This window comes from Pseudoduganella namucuonensis, assembly GCF_900116645.1.
Classification (GTDB): Bacteria; Pseudomonadota; Gammaproteobacteria; order Burkholderiales; family Burkholderiaceae_D; genus Rugamonas; species Rugamonas namucuonensis.
This window is the reverse complement of the sequence record NZ_FPBO01000041.1, coordinates 25,086-46,330: the sequence shown is the minus strand read 5'-3', so window position 1 is coordinate 46,330 and position 21,245 is coordinate 25,086. Positions and strand designations below refer to the sequence as shown.

23 protein-coding genes are annotated in these 21,245 nt (G+C 68.3%); 14 read left to right on the top strand and 9 right to left on the bottom strand.

Annotated elements, in window-relative coordinates; all coding sequences use genetic code 11:
* The first annotated feature begins 52 nt into the window (after positions 1-52).
* Positions 53-217, top strand: a complete 165-nt coding sequence (locus BM436_RS37315) for a hypothetical protein (RefSeq protein WP_177307634.1) — start codon at positions 53-55, stop codon at positions 215-217.
* A gap of 36 nt (positions 218-253) precedes the next feature.
* Here BM436_RS37315 and BM436_RS37310 read toward each other — a convergent pair whose 3' ends face one another.
* On the bottom strand, positions 254-430 hold the full coding sequence (locus BM436_RS37310) for a hypothetical protein (RefSeq protein WP_177307632.1): 177 nt from the start codon (positions 428-430) through the stop codon (positions 254-256).
* Between the two features lie 207 nt (positions 431-637).
* Here BM436_RS37310 and BM436_RS38360 point away from each other — a divergent pair, with 207 nt between their 5' ends.
* The 3 genes from BM436_RS38360 (at position 638) to BM436_RS30195 (ending at position 1,719) form a co-directional block, all read left to right on the top strand.
* Complete coding sequence (locus BM436_RS38360; protein WP_259741447.1) at positions 638-760, top strand: hypothetical protein; 123 nt, start codon at positions 638-640, stop codon at positions 758-760.
* Between the two features lie 94 nt (positions 761-854).
* Positions 855-1,223 (top strand): hypothetical protein, encoded by a 369-nt coding sequence (locus tag BM436_RS30200; protein WP_093559791.1) that lies wholly within the window; start codon positions 855-857, stop codon positions 1,221-1,223.
* A 31-nt stretch (positions 1,224-1,254) separates the two neighbouring features.
* The gene (locus tag BM436_RS30195) at positions 1,255-1,719 is read left to right on the top strand and encodes an acyl-CoA thioesterase (RefSeq protein WP_093559789.1); all 465 of its coding nucleotides are present in this window, start codon (positions 1,255-1,257) and stop codon (positions 1,717-1,719) included.
* Positions 1,720-1,783: 64 nt separating this feature from the next.
* Here BM436_RS30195 and BM436_RS30190 read toward each other — a convergent pair whose 3' ends face one another.
* The 3 genes from BM436_RS30190 to BM436_RS30180 all read right to left on the bottom strand — a co-directional run bounded on the left by BM436_RS30190 (position 1,784) and on the right by BM436_RS30180 (position 5,812).
* Entirely contained in the window at positions 1,784-1,984 is a 201-nt protein-coding gene (locus BM436_RS30190) for a hypothetical protein (RefSeq protein WP_093559788.1), read from the bottom strand.
* Between the two features lie 2 nt (positions 1,985-1,986).
* Entirely contained in the window at positions 1,987-4,914 is a 2,928-nt protein-coding gene (locus tag BM436_RS30185; protein WP_093559786.1) for a bifunctional diguanylate cyclase/phosphodiesterase, read from the bottom strand.
* A gap of 142 nt (positions 4,915-5,056) precedes the next feature.
* On the bottom strand, positions 5,057-5,812 hold the full coding sequence (locus tag BM436_RS30180; protein WP_307666571.1) for a methyltransferase domain-containing protein: 756 nt from the start codon (positions 5,810-5,812) through the stop codon (positions 5,057-5,059).
* A 134-nt stretch (positions 5,813-5,946) separates the two neighbouring features.
* Here BM436_RS30180 and BM436_RS30175 point away from each other — a divergent pair, with 134 nt between their 5' ends.
* From BM436_RS30175 to BM436_RS30130, 10 genes are all read left to right on the top strand, one after another.
* The gene (locus BM436_RS30175; protein ID WP_093559784.1) at positions 5,947-6,222 is read left to right on the top strand and encodes a hypothetical protein; all 276 of its coding nucleotides are present in this window, start codon (positions 5,947-5,949) and stop codon (positions 6,220-6,222) included.
* Between the two features lie 66 nt (positions 6,223-6,288).
* On the top strand, positions 6,289-7,461 hold the full coding sequence (locus BM436_RS30170) for a GGDEF domain-containing protein (RefSeq protein WP_093559833.1): 1,173 nt from the start codon (positions 6,289-6,291) through the stop codon (positions 7,459-7,461).
* Positions 7,462-7,598: 137 nt separating this feature from the next.
* Positions 7,599-9,056 (top strand): Ppx/GppA phosphatase family protein, encoded by a 1,458-nt coding sequence (locus BM436_RS30165; protein ID WP_093559782.1) that lies wholly within the window; start codon positions 7,599-7,601, stop codon positions 9,054-9,056.
* Positions 9,057-9,155: 99 nt separating this feature from the next.
* A complete protein-coding gene (locus BM436_RS30160; RefSeq protein ID WP_093559780.1) occupies positions 9,156-9,941 on the top strand; it encodes a substrate-binding periplasmic protein in 786 nt (261 codons plus the stop codon).
* Positions 9,941-13,417: a response regulator gene (locus BM436_RS30155; RefSeq protein ID WP_093559778.1), complete on the top strand. Its 3,477-nt coding sequence runs from the start codon at positions 9,941-9,943 to the stop codon at positions 13,415-13,417. The genes BM436_RS30160 and BM436_RS30155 overlap by 1 nt, the downstream gene beginning before the upstream one ends.
* Positions 13,414-14,514, top strand: a complete 1,101-nt coding sequence (locus tag BM436_RS30150) for a response regulator (protein WP_093559776.1) — start codon at positions 13,414-13,416, stop codon at positions 14,512-14,514. Before BM436_RS30155 ends, BM436_RS30150 begins: the two co-directional genes overlap by 4 nt.
* Before the next feature lie 38 nt (positions 14,515-14,552).
* Entirely contained in the window at positions 14,553-15,497 is a 945-nt protein-coding gene (locus tag BM436_RS30145; protein ID WP_229490872.1) for a hypothetical protein, read from the top strand.
* A gap of 84 nt (positions 15,498-15,581) precedes the next feature.
* Positions 15,582-16,343, top strand: coding sequence for a GNAT family N-acetyltransferase (locus BM436_RS30140; RefSeq protein ID WP_093559774.1), 762 nt, complete (start codon positions 15,582-15,584; stop codon positions 16,341-16,343).
* A gap of 92 nt (positions 16,344-16,435) precedes the next feature.
* Positions 16,436-16,915, top strand: coding sequence for a nuclear transport factor 2 family protein (locus BM436_RS30135; protein ID WP_093559772.1), 480 nt, complete (start codon positions 16,436-16,438; stop codon positions 16,913-16,915).
* An 11-nt stretch (positions 16,916-16,926) separates the two neighbouring features.
* Positions 16,927-17,520 carry a TetR/AcrR family transcriptional regulator gene (locus BM436_RS30130; protein WP_093559770.1) on the top strand — a complete coding sequence of 198 codons (594 nt, stop codon included), beginning with the start codon at positions 16,927-16,929 and terminating at the stop codon, positions 17,518-17,520.
* Positions 17,521-17,604: 84 nt separating this feature from the next.
* On the opposite strand, the gene BM436_RS30125 is transcribed toward BM436_RS30130, so the two are convergent.
* The 5 genes from BM436_RS30125 to BM436_RS30105 form a co-directional block, all read right to left on the bottom strand.
* Positions 17,605-17,892 carry a hypothetical protein gene (locus BM436_RS30125; RefSeq protein ID WP_056404796.1) on the bottom strand — a complete coding sequence of 96 codons (288 nt, stop codon included), beginning with the start codon at positions 17,890-17,892 and terminating at the stop codon, positions 17,605-17,607.
* A gap of 170 nt (positions 17,893-18,062) precedes the next feature.
* Entirely contained in the window at positions 18,063-18,749 is a 687-nt protein-coding gene (locus tag BM436_RS30120; RefSeq protein ID WP_093559768.1) for an ABC transporter ATP-binding protein, read from the bottom strand.
* 19 nt (positions 18,750-18,768) lie between these two features.
* Positions 18,769-19,572, bottom strand: a complete 804-nt coding sequence (phnE, locus tag BM436_RS30115; protein WP_093559766.1) for a phosphonate ABC transporter, permease protein PhnE — start codon at positions 19,570-19,572, stop codon at positions 18,769-18,771.
* The gene (locus BM436_RS30110) at positions 19,569-20,414 is read right to left on the bottom strand and encodes a PhnE/PtxC family ABC transporter permease (protein WP_093559764.1); all 846 of its coding nucleotides are present in this window, start codon (positions 20,412-20,414) and stop codon (positions 19,569-19,571) included. The genes phnE and BM436_RS30110 overlap by 4 nt, the downstream gene beginning before the upstream one ends.
* Before the next feature lie 2 nt (positions 20,415-20,416).
* Complete coding sequence (locus BM436_RS30105) at positions 20,417-21,244, bottom strand: phosphonate ABC transporter ATP-binding protein (protein WP_093559762.1); 828 nt, start codon at positions 21,242-21,244, stop codon at positions 20,417-20,419.
* Position 21,245 lies beyond the last annotated feature (1 nt).

The window sequence follows — 21,245 nt, the reverse complement described above, 5'->3', positions numbered from 1 at the left end:
CGTGCCGTGGCGCTTGCGGCTAGTCTAACGGGCAAGACACAAGGAGACCGCCATGAGCACACCCGTCATCCACGCCCGCATCCACGCTCATATCACCCCGGAGCCGGACATTCCGCCGCCGGAGCCGGAAAAGGACCCGCCGCCGGACAACAACCCGATCCCGGAAACGCCGCCGATCGAGGAGCCCACCACGCCGCCGCCGCCGATGAAGGCCTGAGAGGCTGAGAGGCTGAGAGTCTTGCGGGCCTGGCCGCTAGTGGTTGGGCTTGGGCCGCGAGCCGTCGGCCGGCGCGCGTTGCGGCACTTGCTTGATCTGCTCCTCGGTCTCGCGTTCGCCGGGCGTCTTCTCGCCGCTGCCGATGTCCGGCTCGTCCATCATGTGCTTGCCGCCTTGCGCTTTTTCATCCGCCGGTTTTTGCTGGTGTTCCATGGCCGTCTCCTGAAGTTGGATCGGCCATGCTAGCAGGGCGGCCGCGCCGGCGGCGCGCGGCTTGAACCGCACGAAGGGTTGTACGGAAATCAACTGCGTTGCTCTTCAGCTACAAATATGGAACTTTGTGCCAGCCGTCACATGGGTGTCACCAAAGTATTCATATAATGAATCATCGACTTTAGTTTCATTGATCCGGAGGCCGCCATGGGCAATTCCTTACACAATAAAATCTACCTCGGTCGCCGTCCCAGCACCAAGCGCATGCATTTCCTGCTGCTGCTGGGCGCCATCGCCGGCGCCGCCGTGTTCTGGCTGAGCACGCACTGACCGCTCCCGCGGGAGTGGCCGGACTGTCATAGCCTTGCCCTGGCGCTGCCGGGCGCGTACCATGAGGGCCGAAATGGTTTCTTATGGATAAGCAATGAAGAACGAAAAACTCTCCGCGGACGAATACGACGCGCTGGAAGAAGTGCGCCGCGGCGTCAAGGCCGACCGGGTCAGCGCCTGCGTGGGCCGCAACACCAAGCGCCTGGCCGGCATCAAGATGTTCAGCGTGGCCCGCAACGGGCAGATCACCATCACGGAAAAGGGCCAGCAGGCGCTGTTCCTGCGCCGCTGCATCCTGGGCCTGCGCGCCGTGTCCGCGTCGGCCGACGGCGACGTCAAGCTCGACGCCGACGTGGCCGGCTTCCTCGGCAAGAAGGCCCACATCGTGGCGCGCGAGGGCGGCTACGACATCACCGACAAGGGCCGCGAATCGCTGGCCGACATCGAATCCCAAGGTTTCTAACTCCCCCCAAGGCATCCCCATGGATAGCGCAATGCATTGGTCGGCCCACGAGCTGACGATGACGGTCTTGATGACGCCCGACATGGCCAATTTTTCCGGCAATGTGCACGGCGGCACGATATTGAAGTACCTGGACAGCGTGGCCTACGCCTGCGCCAGCCGGTATTCGGGCAGCTACGTGGTCACCTTGTCGGTCGACCAGGTGATGTTCCTGCAGCCCATCCACGTGGGCGAGCTGGTGACCTTCCTGGCGTCGATCAACTACACGGGCACCACGTCGATGGAGGTGGGGATCAGGGTGGTGACGGAGAATATCCAGCAGCGCCTGGTGCGCCACGCGAACAGCTGCTACTTCACCATGGTGGCGGTGGACAAGGACCGCAAGCCGGTGGCGGTGCCGCCGCTCAATCCGGAGACGGAGGAGCAAAAGGCGCGCTTCGAGCAGGCCAAGCTGCGCAAGGCGGCGCGGCAGCAGGTGTCGGTCAAGCGCAAATAAGAAAAACCCGGGCGAACCCCGGGGTCGGACCCGCCGGGTCCGACCCCGGCATCCGCCGTTGGTTTCAAGTGCGCCGGCGGTGGGGATAGACCAGGGTCCTGATCGCCACCGACGGCGGCACGTTCATCGCGGACAGGAATTCGGCCGCCTGGCGCAGGCCGATGGCCGGCACGGCGGCGATCGCCTGGTCCACCACTTCGCGGGTCTTCATGTCGGAGCGCACGTGCTGCGGGCGCGTGGCGGTGTTGTTCTTGGTCTGGCTCATCGTCAGGTTCCTGTCTCGGCTTCCACCCGGGCCGGCGCGGCGATATCGGCCCGGCCCAGGTGTTTGTTATCACGTAGCATCTGTTCGAACTGGAGCGGGCCCACCGGGCGGCTGAAGTAATAGCCCTGGATCTGGTCGCAATCGTGGCGCCGCAAATACTCCAGTTGCTCCCGCGATTCTACCCCTTCCGCGACCACGCGCAACTTCAGGTTGTGGGCCAGGGCGATGATGGACACCACGATGGCCTCGTCGTCGGTGTCGGTGGCGAGGTCGTTGACGAAGGAGCGGTCGATCTTCAGCACGTCGATCGGGAAGCTGCGCAGGTAGGACAGGCTGGAATAGCCGGTGCCGAAATCGTCGATAGCCAGGGTCACGCCCAGCGCCTTCAACTCGTGCAGCAGGCCGACGGCCTGCGTCACGTCGTCCATGAACACGCTCTCGGTCAGTTCCAGCTCCAGGCAGGCCGGCGGCAGGCCGGTCTCCTCCAGCACGTCGGCGATGCACTGGGCCAGGTCCGGCTGGCTGAACTGGCGCGCCGACAGGTTCACCGCCATCCGCAGCGGCGCCTGGCCGTCGGCCACGCGCGCGTCGTGCCACACCCTGGCCTGGGCGCAGGCGGTGCGCAGCGCCCACACGCCGATCGGCACGATCAGGCCGGTCTCCTCGGCCAGGCCGATGAAGCGGGCCGGCGCCACCACGCCCAGCTCCGGGTGCTGCCAGCGCAGCAGCGCCTCGGCGCCGGTGATGGCGCCGTCGCCCAGGTCCACCTGCGGCTGGTAGTGCAGCACGAACTCGCCGCGCTCCAGCGCCTTGCGCAGCGCGCCCTCGATGCGCAGCCGTTCCAGCGCCTCCTCGTTCATCACCGGCTGGTAGAAGCGGAAGCCGTTGCGGCCCTGCTTCTTGGCCGCGTACATGGCGATGTCGGCGTGCTCGATCAGGTGGTGGGCCTGGTTGCCCACGGTGCCGTCGTAGGCCGCCACGCCGATGCTGCAGGTGACGAAGAACTCCTTGCCCTCCAGGATCACCGGCTGCGCCACCGCGTTCATCACGCGCTGCACGATGTCCGGCGACAGCTGGGCGTCCGGATATTCGCTGAGGATGGCGACGAATTCGTCGCCGGACAGGCGCGCCACCGTGTCGCTCTCGCGCACGCTGGACTGCAGGCGCGCCGCCACCGCCTTGAGCAGGATGTCGCCGGCCTTGTGGCCCAGGCTGTCGTTGACGAACTTGAAGCGGTCCAGGTCGATCAGCAGCACCCACATCGGGTGGCCGCTGCGGTTGGCGTAGGCGATGGCCTGGGCCAGGCGGTCCTGCAGCAGCACGCGGTTCGGCAGTCCGGTCAGCACGTCGTGGTGGGCGATGTGCTGGATGCGCTGCTCGGACAGCTTGCGCTCGGTGATCTCGTTGCCGGTGCCGCGGTAGCCGCGGAAGTCGCCGGTGGCGTCGTACACCGGTTCGCCGCTGGTGCTGAACCAGCGCAGCACGCCGTCGTCGCCGGTGATCGCGTATTCCAGGTGGGAGAAGGGCAGGCGCGCCTCCAGCTTGGCGATGTGCTCGCGGCCCCAGCGCGTGGTCAGCATCTCGGGCGCGTTGTCCCAGCGCGTCTTGCCGATGAAGCGCTCCGGGCTGATGTGGCCCTTGTCGAAGAAGCCGCCGGTGATGCTGGTGAAGCAGTAGTGCACGTCCTGCTCCCAGTACCAGTCCGAGGACAGGGCCAGCAGGCGGCGGAAGCGCTGCTCGCTTTCCTGCAGCGCGCGCTCGGTGCGCTTGCGCGAGGCGACGTCCGCGTTCAGGCGCTCGTTGCTGCGCTGCAGGTCGGCGGTGCGCGCGTCGACCAGCATCTGCACCCGGCGCGAGCGCAGCACCAGGGTGTGCACGAAGGCCGCCATCAGCACGCTGAACAGGATGCCGCCCACCAGCGTGGACAGCGAGCCCAGATGCTGCTCGACGAAAGGCCGGGGCAGGGCGGCCAGGCGCACCTCCCAGTTTTTGCCCAGCACCGTGAAGCCGCGGCGGTATTCGCCGCGGTGGGTCCAGTCCATCCACTCCAGCCAGCCGGGCAGGCGGGCGAAGGCGGTGGCGGACGCGGATGCCGTCCCCTGCGCCATGTCGCCCTGGCTGAACACCACGCTGGAGGCGGCGCCGGGCGCGCCCACCGACACCTGCAGCGCCAGTTGCGGATCGCGCAGCAGGCCGTCGCCCTCCAGGATCTTGCGCACCAGCGTGGTGGCGCGGATCACGGTGGCCACGTCGCCCAGCCAGGCGGCGTGGCGCTGCGCGCTGGTGGCGGTCGGCATGCCGGGACGGTAGACCGGCATCAGCATCACCATGCCGGACTCGTTGCCGATGGACTGGGCCAGCTTGATCAGGCCGGTGGCGGCGGGGCGGCCGTCGGCCAGCATGGACTCGATGGCCTGGCGGATCTGCGGGTGGTAGCTGGCATCGAGGCCGAAGGCGCGCTCGTTGCCGGCCAGGGGCTCCAGGTAGTCGACCACGTTGTACCAGGGCTTGTCCGGCGCGGGCGCCAGCCGGCCGTCCTCGATGCCCATGATCTGGAAGCCGGGGAATTCGCGCCGCATGCGCGCCTCGTACGGGCCGCGTTCGGCGTGGGCGAGCATGCGGTGGTAGTTGAAGGCCTGGATGAAGGGATGGCGCGCCAGCAGCGGCCGGGTGAAGTCATGGAACTGGCCGCGGGTGACCGGGGCCACGGTCTGGAACAGCTGGCTGGTGACGGCCAGCACCTCGACCGCGTCGTCCAGGCCGCTCTGCAGGGCGGCGGTGCGCTGGTCCGCGCGCTGCTCGAAGGCCAGCCGCGCGGCGCTGTGCTCCAGCCGGCCGACGGCGCTGAACAGCAGCGCGGTGACAGCCAAACCCGCGCCCAGGGTGCAGGCCGCCGCGAGGGCGAGCTTGGATGGGCGGCGAGTGGTCATGGTCTTCCTGTAAACGATAAAGAATTGGCGGGGGCGGGGCCAGCCGGTAGTGTGTCACAGTTCGGGGAGTTTTGTTGACGTTTGGCAAAAAATAATTCTAAAACACAACAATAATTACCATTTGATAATATGACAATGACACTCAACCGCGCTGGCCCCAGCGCAGCCGGAACACCACCCAGCGCGCCATCAGGCGGTGGACCAGGCCCCAGAACGGCCCCCGGCGGCGGGCGGCGCGCTGCAGGCGGCGCAGGGCGCCCGGCTCGCCGGGCTCCTTGAGCGCGAAGACGATGCGGTTGTTGCCGGCGATGCCATGGAACTGGCCCACCCGCCGCGCGTAGCACTGGCGCAGCCGGCGCAGCATGGCCGCGTAGCGCGGATCGTAGCTGAAGATGTTGGCCGCCAGCACGCCGCCCGGGCGCAGCGCGCGCCGGCAATCGGCGTAAAAGCGCGTCGTGCCCAGTTCCGGCGGCAGGCCCTGGTGGTCGAAGCCGTCCACCAGCACGACGTCGGCGCTGTTCCTCAGCAGTGGCATGTGGAGCGCGGCGTCGGTGTGGACGATGCGGAAGCGCTCGTCGTCGGCAGGGATGGCGAATTGTTCGCGCAGCGCGATCACGTCCGCGCGCAGCTCCAGCACAGTGATCCGGCAGCCGGGCAGGTAGTGGTAGCAGAACTTGGCCAGCGAGCCGCCGCCCAGGCCCACCATCACGATGTGCGCGGGGCGGGGATGGAACAGGGTGAAGCACATCATGGCGCGCGCGTAGCCCAGCACCAGGCGCCGCGGGTCGGCCACGCTCATCTCGCTTTGCACCATGCCGGGCTCGAACTCGAGCGTGCGCAGGCCGCCCCGGGTGCGCACCAGGGGCGTGGCGGGGCGGTTCTGCAGGGCGGTGTCCACGGCGGGCTAACTTGTTGTCAAGAGTGAAGATCTGCTAAGCTCGGGATTGTAGCCGAGAGCATGGACGTTTACATGCACAATAATTATAGGTACATTGCCGACATGGGCAGCTGCCACCGTGGAGAGAGTACACCATGTTTTTAGATCACCCGACGATTACCGCCACCAACAGCTTCACCGAGCCGGACCGCATCGAGCGCCTGGGCCGCGTGTACGGCTACGTGGCGGCGCTGGCCGACCTGGCCGGCAAATCGAGTTTCATCGAGAAGTTCACGCAGATCCACGACCACAAGGGCACGCTGATCGTGTTCTGGCACGACGCCCCCACCGAGGACGAGAAGGAATTCTTCGCCAAGGCCTGGGCCAGCAAGATCGGCGACGGCAGCACCAACGTCGAACACGAGGTCTAAGCCCGACGGCCGCCACCGGGCCGGCGCGCACGCGCCGCCGTGGCGGCCGTTTCGCATCCCACCGACATGGATATTAAAACCCTGGTACTGGCGCTGGCGCTGGGCAACCTGAGCCTGTGCGCCGCGCTGTTCTTCTTCGAGTACGAGAGCCGGAAGTCGCTCACCATCTCCACCTGGGCGGTGGCCAAGCAGGCGCAGGCCGCGGCCTGGTTCCTGCTGTACTTCCGCGGCGTTCTGCCGGACGTGCTGACCGGGCCGCTGGCCAACGTGCTGCTGTTCGCCGGCATGGCGCTGGACGCCGGCGCGCTGTGGGAGGCGGCCGGCCGCCCCGGCTGGCGCCGCCTGCTGCTGCCCGCGCTGGCCGGCGCCTCCTTCGTCTACCTGGGTTGCCACGTGCTGGACGTGGAGCCGGGCGCGCGCGCCGCCGCCGGCTTCCTCATCGTCAGCGGCTTCTTCCTGGCCGGCGTCGGCGCGCTGGCGCTGGCCTGGCGCTCCGGCACCATGCTGCGCCGCTACCTGGTGGTGACCATGGTGGCCCTGAGCGTGGTGGTGGCCGGGCGCGGCCTGCTGGCGGCGCTGTTGCCCGAGGGCTGGTCCTGGGTCAGCGCCGTCATGCTGCAGGGCGTGGGCTTCGGCGCGCTGTACCTGATGATGCTGACCAACGCCTTCGGCTTCCTGCTGCTGTCGCGCGAGAAGCTGCAGTCCGAACTGGCGCGGCTGGAGGTGGTCGATGCGCTGACGGACGTGCCGAACCGGCGCGGCTTCTACCAGGCGCTGGCGCCGTGGATGGCGCTGGCGCGCCGTCCCGGCATGCCGACCGCGATGATCATCCTCAACCTGGACCAGTTCAAGCGCGTCAACGACAGCTACGGCCACCAGGTGGGCGACACGGTGCTGCGGGCCATGGTCGATGTGTGCAAAAAACAACTGCGCGACAGCGATCTGATGGGCCGCCTGGGCGGCGCCGAATTCGCCATCCAGCTGCCGCGCACCTCGCAGGCCGACGCCGCCATGGTGGCCGAGCGCATTCGCGCCGCCATCGAGGCGATGCAGGTGCGGGCCGAGAAGGCCATCATCAGCCTGACCGCCAGCATGGGCGTGACCGTGATCCGCGCCGACGACAGCACCGTCACCCTGTTCAAGCGCGTCGACGGCGCGCTGCAGGCGGCCATGCTGGCCGGCGCCAACCGCGTGGTGGAGGCGCCCGACGCCACGTTCGCGGAAGTGGAACCGCTATAGGCGCGGCGTCGCGGCGCGCCGTTGGCGCGCTGTCATGACCGCGTCATAATCACCCCTTAGTGTGATAGGCTTTCCGTATAAACAGTATAAACCGATGCGTGGTGAGCGTCGGATGGAACCCACTCCGAGAGGTGAGCATGTACGCAGCAGTAGACCTGGGCTCCAACAGTTTTCGCTTGGCCATCGGCCAGCACGATGGCGACGCGATCCGCGTGCTGAAGTCGGCGCGCGAACCGATACGCCTCGCGGCCGGCCTGGACGCCGCCGGCAACCTGACCGAGGCGGCGATGCAGGCCGCGCTGTCCTGCCTGAAGAATTTCCGCATGGTGCTGGCCGGCTACGAGCTGGAGGCGGTGCGCGTGGTGGCCACGTCCACCCTGCGCCTGGCGAAGAACGCGCCGGCCTTCCTGCCCGCCGCCGAGCGCGCGCTGGGCCATCCCATCGAGGTCATTTCCGGCGAGGAGGAGGGGCGCCTGATCTACATGGGCGTGTCCAACGCGCTGGCGCTGCCGGGCGAGCGCCGCCTGGTGATCGACATCGGCGGCGGCTCCACCGAGCTGATACTGGGGCGCGGCGCCGACATCGAGCGGGTCGAGTCCTTCAGCATCGGCAGCGTCAAGCAAAGCCTGGCCTTCTTCATCGGCGGGCGGGTCGACGCGCCCTCGTTCGAGGCGGCCGTGCTGTCGGCGCGCAGCCATTTCGAGGACGCGGCGCCGCCCTACCATCCGCAGTACTGGACCCAGGCCTACGGTTCGTCCGGCACGATACGGGCCATCGCCGAGATCATCGAGAAGAACAAGGTGGGCAAGGGCGACATGTCGGCGGCCAGCCTGGAGGCGCTCAAGCAGCGCTTCATCGCCTTCGGCCACGTGAACAAGATCGAGATGACGGGCCTGCGGCCGGACCGCGCCGGCACCATCATCGGCGGCCTGGCGGTGCTGATCGCGCTGGTGCACGAACTGGGCATAGCGGCGCTGCAGCCGATCGAGGCCGGACTGCGGGTGGGCGTGATGTGGGACCTGTACCTGCGTTCGACCAAGCGCGATCGGCGCGAGGAATCGGTGCGCGCCTTCCTGCGCAAGTTCCACGTCGACGAGGGCCGCGCCGACCGCGTGGCCGAATACGCCAGCGCGCTGTACGCGCAGATGAAGCCCGCCACCGACGCCTATCCGCGCCTGCTGTACTGGAGCGCGCTGCTGCACGAGGTGGGGGTGGCGGTGTCGCAGACGGGCTACCACAAGCACGCCGGCTACATGGTGGAGAACGCCGACCTGCCGGGCTTCACGGCGCGCGAGCAGAAGGCCATGGGGCGCCTGATCGTGGCGCAGAAGGGCAATCTGCGCAAGGTGGGCGAGGCGCTGACCGATCCCGACTTCGCCAAGGCGGTGGTGGCGCTGCGCCTGGCCCTGCTGTTCATGCACGCCCGCATCGAGCTCGATTTCCGGGAGCTCAAGCTGCGCATGAAGAACCGCATCGAGCTGGAGATCAAGCGCGAATGGGTGGCCGACCATCCGACCGTGTCCTACTGGATGGAGAAGGAGCAGGAACAGTGGGACGAGTTGGGGGTCGATTTCAGCATCAAGGCGATCGCCTGAGCGACCGCCTGAGCAATTTTCATTGTCGAAACAACCTTTTTTCTTGTAAATTTAGTTACTATAGGCAATTCGTCAAGATTCGCAGAAAAAGGTGTTCCTATGAGCCGCTACCGCGTCCGCGCGCGCGCAGCAATCGCCCTGGCGGCCGCAGCCTCGTTCGGCGCCGCGGCCGCCCCGGCCGAGACGGTGACCCTGTGCTTCGAGCGGCAGGACGTGCCGCCCTGGCGCACCCAGCAGGGCGGCGGCCTCAATTTCGAGCTGCTGAAAATGACCGAGCAGCGGCTCGGCATCCATTTCGATTTCCAGAGCATCCCGTGGAAGCGCTGCCTGCAGCAGTTGCAGGCCAACGCCTATGACGGCGCCTTCGCCGTCAGCTACAAGGCGGACCGGCGCGCGCTGGGCGCGTATCCGGGCGGCGAGCAGGCCGACCCGTCCAAGCGCATGCACATCGACCGCTACGTGCTGTTGCGCCGCAAGGGCAGCAAGGTGGAGTGGGACGGCAAGGCGCTGCGCAACGTCGACGGCCCGGTGGGCTTCCAGCTGGGCTATTCGGTGGGCGAGGTGCTGCGCGGCCTGGGCGTGCAAGTGGACGAGGGCAGCCAGCGCGCCGACGAACTGGCGCGCAAGCTGATCGCCGGGCGCCTGGCCGCCGCCGCGCTGGGCGGCAGCGACGCCCAGAGCGTGATGAACAGCCCGATGGCGCCGCAGTTGGAGGTGCTGCCGCTGCCGCTGATCGAGAAACCGTACTTCCTGGTGCTGTCGCACGACATGGTGGCCAGGCGCCCGCAACTGGCCCAGCGCATCTGGACGGCGATGGAGCAGGCCCGCAACAGCCCGGCGTACAGGAAGCTGGAACGGGCCGCGCTGGCGGACGCGGAGCGCTGATGCGCGCGCGCCTGCTCCAGGCCTGGCGGGAGGACATCCTGCTGCGGCTGGCCGCCGGCATCTTCCTCGCGGTGGCGCTGTCGACCGCCGTCTACACCACCTACGCCGCGCGCACCCTGCGCGCCGAGGCCGAGGCCCAGCTGCACGAACGCGCCGAGCGCCTGGCCACGGTGATGGCGCAGGCGCTGGCCCGGCCGCTGTTCGACATCAACGGCGCCGCCGTCACCAGCGCGGTGGAGGCCATGCAGGCCACGCGCGAGGTGCTGATGCTGCGCGTGCAGGCGCCGGGCGGCGAGGAGCTGGCCGGTTTCGCGGCCGAGCGCATCGACCCCGCCTCGGCCATCGTGGTGCGGCGCGACATCAGCTACCAGGACGGCAAGCGCGCCTACCCCGTGGGCGCGCTGGACATGGCCCTGTCGCGCTACGAGGTGGACCAGGAGCTGCGCCGCCAGATCACGCACACCATCGTCGCCAACCTGTTGCTGGCGCTGGCCATCGTGGTGTCCATCTTCCTGGTGGGGCGCAAGGTGGCGCGCCAGTTCTCCGAGGTGCAGCACGCGCTGGAGCTGCTGACCTGGGGCGAGACGGAGCGCACCGAGATCGTGCTGTCCGGGCGGGGCCGGCCGGACCAGATCGGCAAGCTGTCGGACGCGGTGGCCAGCTTCCGCGACACGTTGACGCGGCTGCGCCAGGTGGAGAGCGAACTGCGCGAATTGAACCGCGACCTGGAGCGCAGGATCGGCGAGCGCACCGCCGAACTGACGCAGACCGCGCAGGTGGCGCGCGACAGCCAGCGGAAGCTGCAGGCCATCGTCGACACGGCGCTGGACGCGGTGGTGCGCATGGACACCGGCGGCCGCATCGTCGGCTGGAACAGCCAGGCCGAGACCATCTTCGGCTGGCGCCGCGAGGAGGCGCTGGGGCGGCGGCTGGAGAGCACCATCATCCCGCCGCGCTACCGGGACGCGCACCGCGAGGGCATGCGGCGCTACATCGCCAGCGGCCACGGCTCGGTGCTGGACCGGCGCGTGGAGCTGCACGCGCTGCACCGCGACGGCCACGAGTTCCCGATCGACCTGGCGATCACCCGCATCAAGCTGGAGGGGGAGGAGAGCTTTGAATTTTGCGGCTTCATCCGCGACATCAGCGAGCGCCGCGAGCGCGAACAGAAGCTGGTGCAGGCCAACGTGATGGCGGAGGCGGCCAACGTCGCCAAGTCCGAGTTCCTGGCCAATATGAGCCACGAGATCCGCACGCCGATGAGCGCCGTCATCGGCATGGCCTACCTGGCGCTGCGCACCGAGCTGACGGCCAAGCAGCACGACTACGTGAGCAAGATCCACCGCGCCGCGCTGTCGCTGCTGGGCATCATCAACGACATCCTGGATTTCTCGAAGATCGAGGCGGGGCGGCTGGACGTGGAGGAAGTGCCGTTCTTCCTGGACGACGTGCTGGCCAACGTGGCCAGCGTGACCGGCCAGCGCGCCGCCGACAAGCAGCTCGAATACCTGTTCAACGTGCCGCCGGCGATACCGCGCCACCTGGTGGGCGATCCGCTGCGGCTGGGGCAGGTGCTGATCAACCTGGTCAACAACGCCGTCAAGTTCACGCCCGGCGGCGAGCTGGAGCTTTCCTGCGCGCGCCTGCCGGACCGCGCCCCCGGCAAGGTCGCGCTGCGCTTCGCCGTGCGCGACACCGGCATCGGCATGACGCAAGAGCAGATGGCCAAGCTGTTCCGCGCCTTCAGCCAGGCCAACGGCTCCACCACGCGCCAGTACGGCGGCACGGGCCTGGGCCTGTCGATCTCGCAGCAGCTGGTGCGGCTGATGGGCGGCCTGATACGGGTGGAGAGCGTCCCCGACCGCGGCTCGACCTTCGAATTCGACCTGGAATTCGCCCTCTCCGGCCAGCCGGACCGGGTGCCGGTGGCGCCGGCCGCGCTGGACGGCGCGCGCGTGCTGCTGGTGGACGACAGCCCGGCCGCGCTGGCGATCCTGGCCGAGGCCATGGGCCAGTTGCCGGTGCGGGCCGACACCGCCACCGACGGCGCGCGGGCGCTGACGGCCATCGAGGAGGCCGACGCGGCGGGCGACCCTTACCGGCTGGTGCTGAGCGACTGGCAGATGCCGGGCATGGACGGCATCGCGCTGGCGCGCCGGCTGCGGACCAGCGAGACGCTGCGCGCGCGCCCCGGCACGGTGCTGCTGACCGCCTTCGGCCGCGAGGAGGTGCAACGCGACGCCGAGGCGGCGGGCGTGATCGGCTTCCTGTTCAAGCCCATCGCCCAGTCGGCGCTGGTGGACACGCTGGTGGCGCTGGTGGCGCCGCGCGCGCAAGCGCGGGAGCTTGCCGCGCAGCCGCGCGAGGACGTGCCGGGCCAGCACTACGCGGCCAGCGTGCTGCTGGTCGAGGACCATCCGCTCAACCAGGAGATCGCGGCGGAGCTGATGGCCACGCTGGGCATCTGCGTGGACATCGCCGGCAACGGGCAGCAGGCGCTGGCCCGCCTGCAGGAGAAGGGGCCGGGCGCCTACGGCCTGGTGCTGATGGACCTGGAGATGCCGCGGCTGGACGGCCACGAGGCCACCCGCCTGCTGCGCCGGGATCCGCGCTTCGACGCGCTGCCCGTGATCGCCATGACGGCGCACGCGCTGGCCGACATCCGCGAGCGCTGCCTGGCCGAGGGCATGCAGGACTACATCACCAAGCCGATCGACCCGGAGCGGCTGTACGCCGTGCTGTCGCGCTGGCTGGGCCAGACCCGGCTGCCGCCGGCGCCGGTGCTGCCGCCCACGCCGCCGGCGGTGCTGGAGGCGCGCCGCGGCCCCGAGTTGCCGCAAGTGGCGGGCCTGGACGCCATGCGCGGCCTGCGCCACGTGGCCGGCAACGCGCCGCTGTACCTGCAGTTACTGGACCGCTTCCGCCAGACCCAGCGCGCCGCCGCCGCGGAACTGCGCGCGGAGCTGGAGCGGATGGACGGCGGCGCGCCGGCCGGGCCGGCCGGCATGCGCGCCCACACGCTGCGCGGCGTGGCCGGCAACATCGGCGCCACCGCCGTCGAGCAGGCCGCCCACGAACTGGAGGCGGCGCTGGCGCGGGCCGCCGCGACGCCCCCGCTGGCCGCCGGCTGGCCGCCGCTGCTGGCGGCGCTGGAGACGGCGCTGGACGAGACCATGGCGGGGCTCGACGACTACTTCCTCACCGCCCGCGTGCCCGGCGCCGGCCGCCACGCCGCCGAGACGGGCGCGGACGCGGCGGCCAACGCCACCCCCGCGGAGGCGCTGGCCCGGCTACAATCGCTGCTCGCCGATTTCAGCGGCGACAGCAACGACTATTTCGACGGCGCGCGCACCGCGCTCGCCACGCTGCTGGCGCCGGCCGCGCTCGAGCGCCTGGCCGCCCACATGGCGCAATATGAATTCGAGGCGGCCCGCGCCATGCTGGCCGCCGCCGCACAGGAACTGGACCCCGTATGAAAGCCAAGACACAAGCCCGCCCCACCATCCTGATCGTCGACGACACGCCGGACAACATCACGCTGCTGTCCAGCCTCCTGAAGGAGAAGTACCAGACCAAGGTGGCCACCAACGGCGCCACCGCGCTGCAGATCGTCGGCAGCTCGGAGGTGGACCTGATCCTGCTGGACGTGATGATGCCCGGCCTGGACGGCTACGAAACCTGCCGCCAGCTCAAGCGCGACCCGCGCACCAGCGAGGTGCCGGTGATCTTCCTGACCGCCAAGAGCCAGCCGGAGGACGAGGCCATGGGCTTGCGCGCCGGCGCGGTCGATTACCTGACCAAGCCCATCAGCCCGCCCATCCTGTTCGCGCGCGTGGCCACGCACTTGCAGCTGAAGGACGCGCGCCAGGCGCTGAGGGCCGAGAACCGTGGCCTGGAGACGCTGGTGCGGGAGCGCACCGGCCAGCTGTCGCTGATGCAGGACGCCACCATCATGGCCATGGCCACCATGGCCGAGACGCGCGACCACGAGACGGGCAACCATATCCGCCGCACGCAGAACTACGTGGCGGCGCTGGCCAGGCGGTTGCAGAACCACCCGCGCTTCGCGGCCGAACTGACGGACGAGAACATCACGCTGCTGTACAAGTCCGCGCCGTTGCACGACATCGGCAAGGTCGGCATCCCGGACAGCATCCTGCACAAGCCGGGCAAGCTGGACGCGAGCGAATTCGAGGTGATGAAGCGCCACGCCGTGTACGGCCGGGACACCATACGGCAGGTGGAGGAATACATAGGCGGCAGCAACGGCTTCCTCACCTACGCGCGCGAGATCGCCCATTCGCACCAGGAGAAGTGGGACGGCAGCGGCTATCCGGACCAGCTGGCCGGCGACGCGATTCCGCTGTCGGCGCGCCTGATGGCGGTGGCCGACGTGTATGACGCGCTGATCTCCAGGCGCGTCTACAAGCCGCCCTTCAGCCACGCCGACGCGCTGGCCGTCATGCGTGACGGGCGGGGCACCCATTTCGATCCCGATATCCTGGACGCGTTCCTGGAGATAGAAGGGCGTTTCGCCGAAATCGCACGCGAGTTTGGCGATGGCGAAGAATAGTATATACTGTTTATATTATTCAATAATCAGGAGTTCACATGAACAAACCAGGATCCGCCAACGGCGCCACCGCCCCATCCAGCACCGCTGAAACCGACACCAAGCCAGCCGTCGCCAAGGCCGCGCCCGAAGCGCCAGCGGAGAAGACCGCCGCGGTGAAGCCGGCTTCGCGCTCGTCCGTCAAGGGGGCGGCGAAGGCGAAGGCGGCGCCCGCCGCGAAGACCGCGGATGCCGCCCCCGCCGCCAAGGCGGCCAAGGCTGCTGACAGCGCCGCCGCTCCCGCCGCCGCCGATGCCAAGCCAGCGGCCAAGGCCGCCCCGAAAGCCGTCGCGGGCAAAGCCGCCGTCAAAGCCGAAGCCAAGGCACCGGTGAGCGCCGCCGCCAAACCGGCCGCGAAAGCCGCCGCGAAATCCACCACCGGCGCGGCTGACAAAACCGCGGGCAAAGCCGCCGGCAAGGCCGCGGACAAAGCCAGCGCCAAGGCCGATACCAAGGCCGCCGCCAAGGCTGGCAAAGCCGCGCCGAAGGCATCCAAGGCCGTCAAATCCGACGCCAAGGCCAACCCTAAAGCCGCCGCCAAGGCCGTAACGAAGACCGTCACGAGCGCCGCCCCTAAAGCCGCCTCTAAAGCCGCCGCGCCAAAACCCGCCGCAAAGACCACCGCCAAGGCGGCCGTGAAGCCATCCGCGCCCAAGGCCGAAGCCAAGGCCCCGGCCAAGGCGCGCGCCGCCAAGCCTGACGCCCTGTCGAAGGACAAGGCGCGCAAGGAAAAACTGGTGCGCGACAGCTTCACGATGCCGGAAGCCGAATACGCGGTGCTGGGCCTGGTGAAAAAAGCCGCGCTGAAAGCCGGCTTTGAAATCAAGAAAAGCGAACTGCTGCGCGTGGGCGTCGCCCTGATCAGCAAGGTCGACATGCCGACCCTGAAAGGCGTGCTGGCCTCGCTGCCGCAACTGAAAACGGGCCGCCCGAAGAAAAGCTAATGTAATAAAACTGACATCCCGGTGTCATTTTCTTGAAGTAATCGGACGCTACGCTTGCCTTGTCTCAACTCACAAGGATAAAGCATGCAACAGCATCTGATACAGGCAGACGTCCGCGCATCCTCCGGCAAGCTGGTGCTCAGCATGGCCAGCACCCCGGAGGAGTTGCGCGAAGTCCAGCGCCTGCGCTACAAGGTGTTTATCGAGACGATGGGACTGACGGCGCTGGCCAGCGACGATGGCCTGGACAGCGACGAATTCGACGAGCACTGCGATCACCTGATCGTGCGCGATTCCAACACCCTGAAAGTGGTGGGCACCTACCGCCTGCTGAGCGCCGCGCGCGCCCACAAGCTGGGCCGCGTCTACTCCGAGAACGAATTCGACCTGAGCCGCCTGAACAACGTGCGCAACCGTATCGTGGAGGCGGGCCGCGCCTGCATCCACCCGGATTACCGCGGCGGCGCGGTGATCCTGCTGCTATGGTCCGGCCTGGCCGAATACATGCGCCGCGAGCGCTGCGACTTCCTGGCCGGCTGCGCCAGCATCAGCCTGGCGGACGGCGGCCACAACGCCGTGGCGGTCTACAACGCGCTGTCGGTCAAGCACATGGCGCCGGTGGAATACCGCGTCACCCCGCACCTGCCATTCCCCTACACCAAACTCGAGCCCGCGCAGACCATGCAAGTGCCGCCGCTGCTGAAAGGCTATATGCGCTCCGGCGCCTGGATCTGCGGCGAACCGGCCTGGGATCCCGATTTCGAAAGCGCCGACCTGTTCCTGCTGATGCCGCTGGCGAACCTGGACGCCCGCTACGCGCGCCACTACGGCGTCGACGGCCAGTAGGAAAAAATCCTTGCGCCCGGCGCCGGGCGGGACTATAGTATTTGTACTGATCGGTACATTGTGTTCCGATCGGTACATTTGAAAGGTCCATCATGCCGCAAGCCTCCGCCCGCCCGCCGCTGCCGCCGTTCACCCGCGAGAGCGCGATCCAGAAAATACGCCTGGCCGAAAACGGCTGGAACACCCGCGACCCCGAGAAGGTCTCGCTGGCCTACACCGAGGACAGCTGGTGGCGCAACCGGGGCGAGTTCGTCCAGGGGCGCGAAGCCATCGTCGCGCTGCTGAAACGCAAGTGGACGCGCGAACTCGATTACCGCCTGGTCAAGGAGTTGTGGGCCTTCGACGGCGCGCGCATCGCCGTGCGCTTCGCCTACGAATACCACGACGATTCCGGCCAGTGGTACCGCGCCTACGGCAACGAGAACTGGGAATTCGACGAACACGGCCTGATGCACCACCGCCACGCCAGCATCAATGAGACGCCGATACGGGAAAGCGAGCGCAAACTGCTTTGGGACGCCAGCGGTCCGCGTCCGGACGACCACCCCGGCCTGACCGCGCTGGGTTTCTGAGGGGAGCCGGGATGGCGCGCACCATCGCCGAACGGAGGGACGTGGTGCCCATGCTGGCCGAGGTCTTCCGCGTGTACGGCTTCGAGGGGGCCAGCCTGGCCCGCATCAGCGAAGGCACGAAACTAGGCAAGGGCAGCATCTACAACTTCTTCCCCGGAGGGAAGGAGGAGATGGCGGAAGCCGTGCTGGCGGAAATCGACGACTGGTTCCGCGTGCACGTGTTCGAGCCGCTGCGCGAAGGCGCGGACCCGGTGGCCGGCGTGGACGGCATGTTCGACGAGGTGCGGCGCTACTTCCTTTCCGGCCGCAAGGTGTGCCTGGTGGGCGTGTTCGCGCTGGGCAATGAGCGCGACCGCTACGCCGAGCGCGTGCGCGATTACTTCGGCGCGTGGATAGACGCGCTGGCCGGCGCGCTGGTGCGCCTGGGGCACAACGGCGACGCGGCCGCCGCGCTGGCGGAGGAGGTGGTGGGCGGCATCCAGGGCGCGCTGGTGCTGGCGCGCGCGTTCGATCGTCCGGACGGATTCGTCCATGCGCTGCAACGCCTGCGCGCGCGGCTCGAGCCGGCGAAGACGGATGGAAAGAAAACGGGGGATGGGGCGTGAGGGGATAACAGCGGGGGTTGGGCTGTTAATGGCGCCGGTGGACTGCGATGCCGGCGCCTGGCATTGCATGAACGGTCATGCCATTCAGTGCATGGAGGCAGTCGACAGGTCTTTCAGTTCCCGGATACTGAGTTCCGATTTTTCGTGCATGCGCAACAGGATGGTGGCACCTACAGCCAATTTCCGGTGGCGTATTTTGCTGATAATGGGAGGTTGGACCTCCAGCACACGACACAGTTCCGCGTCGTTCTTCAAGTGCATTTTTTCTATCAGCGTATCGAGCAACTTGTTGGGTACGAAGCTGGAAGGCTCTAAAGCTCTGGCTCGATTCATCGCTTCAATCAGTTCCAGTTTCTTTTGCCGCACGCTCATGTTTTCCTCCTTAGTCAAAAAACGTGGATAGGCTGGCGTCTCCTGGCTTGTGTTTCGCCGCCAAAAGCAAAGGCGTCAACATTGGCGGATTCAACTCATCTATTAATAACCAAGCAAGTTATATGTATGATACTGCAACTTAAAATAAATGGTAGGCTTTGACAAAAAAATTATGCGTTTTCTTGCGCGAACCGGTTGACGCCCTGGCCAATATGTAGTCCCGACCTTGTCAGTACAAGGGTGTTATCGGCCATTTCCGCCGCGGCATGAGAGTGCGTGACCATAATTGTGCAGGCGCCGCTCGCCTTTATTTCGTTGCGCAGCAACATCAGGATGCCGTGCGCGGTGTCCGGATCGAGATTGCCGGTGGGTTCGTCGGCCAGCACCAGGGCGGGCTTGTGCACCAGGGCGCGGGCGATGGCCACGCGCTGCATCTCGCCGCCTGACAACTGGTGCGGGTAGTCGCCGCCCCGTCCCCCCAGGCCCACCGCGGCCAGCATCTCCCGCGCGCGGTGCAGCGCCATGCGGTTCAGGAGCAGCGGCAGCGCCACGTTCTGTTCCAGCGTCAGGTGCGGCAGCACGTGGAAGGCCTGGAACACGAAGCCCATTTTCTCGCGCCGCAGCCTGGTGGCGGCGTCGTCGTCCAGCGCGGACATGGCCACGCCATCGAGCACGATGGGGGCGTGCGGCGTGGGATCGGGCCGGTCCAGCCCCGCGATCAGGTTCAGCAGCGTGGACTTGCCGACCCCCGATTCGCCCATGATGGCGACGAATTCGCCGGGCTTGAACACCCAGTCCAGGCCGGCCAGCACCTGCTGGCCGCCGTAGGTTTTGGACAGCTTGCGTAGTTCGAGCATGGTTGCCTTGCTTGTTGGTCTATCGGGTCAGGGCGCGGCGGGTGGCGAAGCTGACGGCGTCCACCAGCGCCACCAGCAGCAGCATGGCGACGATGACGGTGGCCGCGGCCTCCATCTGGAACAGCGACAGATGGTATTTGAGCATCTGTCCCAGGCCGCCCGCGCCCACCACGCCGAGGATGGCGGCGGCGCGGATGTTGTTTTCCCAGCGGTACAGCGTGTACGACAGCATCTGCGGCAGGGTTTGCGGCAGCGTGGCGTAGAAGAAGGCCGCCATCGGCGCCGCGCCGTTCGCCCGCAGGCTTTGCTCGGGATGCGGGGCGGCGTTTTCCAGCGCGTCCGCGAACAGCCTTCCCAGGACGCCGGCCGTGTGCACCGCCAGCGCCATGGTGCCGGCGAACGGGCCCAGGCCGGCGGCGATCATCAGGATGGAGGCCCACACCAGTTCCGGCACGGAGCGTAGCACGTTCAGCGCCACCCGCACCAGCGCGCGCGCGGGACGGCCGAAGCGGCCCGCGCCCGGCAGGGCCAGCGCCAGGCCGGCGGCCACCGCCAGCAGCGTGCCCAAGGCGGACATGGCCAGCGTTTCCAGGGTGGCGTTGGCGGTCTTGAGCAGGAAGTTCGTTCCCAGTTCGGGCGGCGCGAAGCCGCCCAGGAATTCGGCCATGCTGCGCACCGCGTCGGCGCTGGCGAAGTCGCGCCATTTCAGGGGCAGGGTGGCGAAACTGGCCGCCACCAGCGCGGCCAGGGCCAGCGCCATCAGCCAGCCGGACCAGGAGCGCGGCGGCGGGGCGGGCATGGCCTTCGTCGCGGCCCGGTTCATCCCAGCCTCCCGCGCAGCCACTTCGACACCACGTCGGCGGCCGCCACCAGCAGCACGAACACCAGCAGCATGGACGACACCTCGCCGCCGGACATCATCTTCATCGATTCGTCCATGCGCTGCCCCAGGCCGCCGGCGCCCACAAAGCCCATCACCACCGAGCCGCGGATCGCGCATTCCCAGCGGTAGACCGTGTAGGACACCAGTTCGGAGGCGGCCTCCGGCAGCGCGCCATACAGCAGCGCGGCCAGCCTGCCGCCGCCGTTGTTCAATATCGCCTGGCTGGCGTGCGACTCGGACGATTCCAGGATCTCGGCGTACACCTTGCCCAGCATGCCGCAGTAGGTGAGGGCGATGGCCAGCACGCCGGCCGTCGGCCCGAGGCCGACGATGCGCACGAACAGCAGCGCCCACACCAGCTCCGGCACGCTGCGCAGCAGCACCAGCAGCCAGCGCACCGCCTGGCGCAGCAGGCGCGAGGGCAGGGCCATGCGGCCCGTGCCCAGGCGGGAGATGGACAGGCGCTCGGTCACCAGCAGCGTGGCGGGGATGGCGCCCAGCAGGGCCAGCGTGAGGCCGGCGGTGGCGATTGCCACGGTCTGCCACGTCTCGCGCAGCAGCATGTCGAGGAATTCGGGCGAGTGCGCGGGCGGCACGAAGGCGGCCAGGAAGCGGCCGGTGGCCGCCAGGCTTTGCCAGTCCAGCAGCTGGAAGGGCTTGAATTCGCTCGCCACCACCATCGGCCACAGCACGACGAGGGCGAGCACGGTCGTCGTCACCCGGCCGCGCCAGGCGGGATCGGGGTGGCGTTCATCGTAGGGGACGGCGGGGACTGTGCGCATGCTCACAGGCAGCCGCCGGTCGCCAGCTTCGCGGGCTCCGGTTCCTGGTCCGCCAGGGGCGCGTTGGCGGGCGGCTGTTCGCCCATATAGAGTTCGGCGATCATGGCCGGCGTGACCTGGTCGCGCGGCAGGTCGAACACCAGGCGGCCGTGCTTGAGCGCGACGATGCGCTTGAAGTGGGCCAGCGCCAGGTCCACCTGGTGCAGGCTGCACACCAGCGCGGCGCCCCGCTCGGAGGCCTCCTGCTGCAGGGTGGCCAGCGTCAGTTGCGACAGCGCCGGGTCGAGCGCGGACAGCGGCTCGTCCACCAGCAGCGCCTGCGCGCCGGACAGCATCAGCCGCGCCAGGCCACAGCGCTGGCGCTCGCCGCCGGACAGGCGGTCCACGCGGCTATACAGCTTGTCGCCCAGGTTGAAGCGGGACAGCGCGCGGTAGGCCGCCTCCGGATCGACCGGCTTCACCAGCGACACCAGCGCGCGCCACAAGCTCCATTGCGGCAGGCGCGCGGCCAGCACCGCCGTCACCACGCGCTGGCGCGGCGGCAGGGGCGGGGTCTGTGGCGCCAGGAACAGGCGCGCGCGCAGGCGGTGGCGGGCGCCGTTGTCCAGCGCCCAGGGATCGGCGCCGAAGGCCTGGAAGCCGCCCTCGGCCGGCCGGTGCGCGCAGGCCAGGGTGGCCAGCAGCGTGGTCTTGCCGGCGCCGGAGGGGCCGATCAGGGCCAGCTGCTCGCCGGCGGCGATGTCCAGGCTGATGTCCTGCAGCGCGGGCGCGCGGCCGGCGGCGAGGTGCCGCACGGTCAGGCCGCGCAACTGATAAAGCAGGTCGGGCATG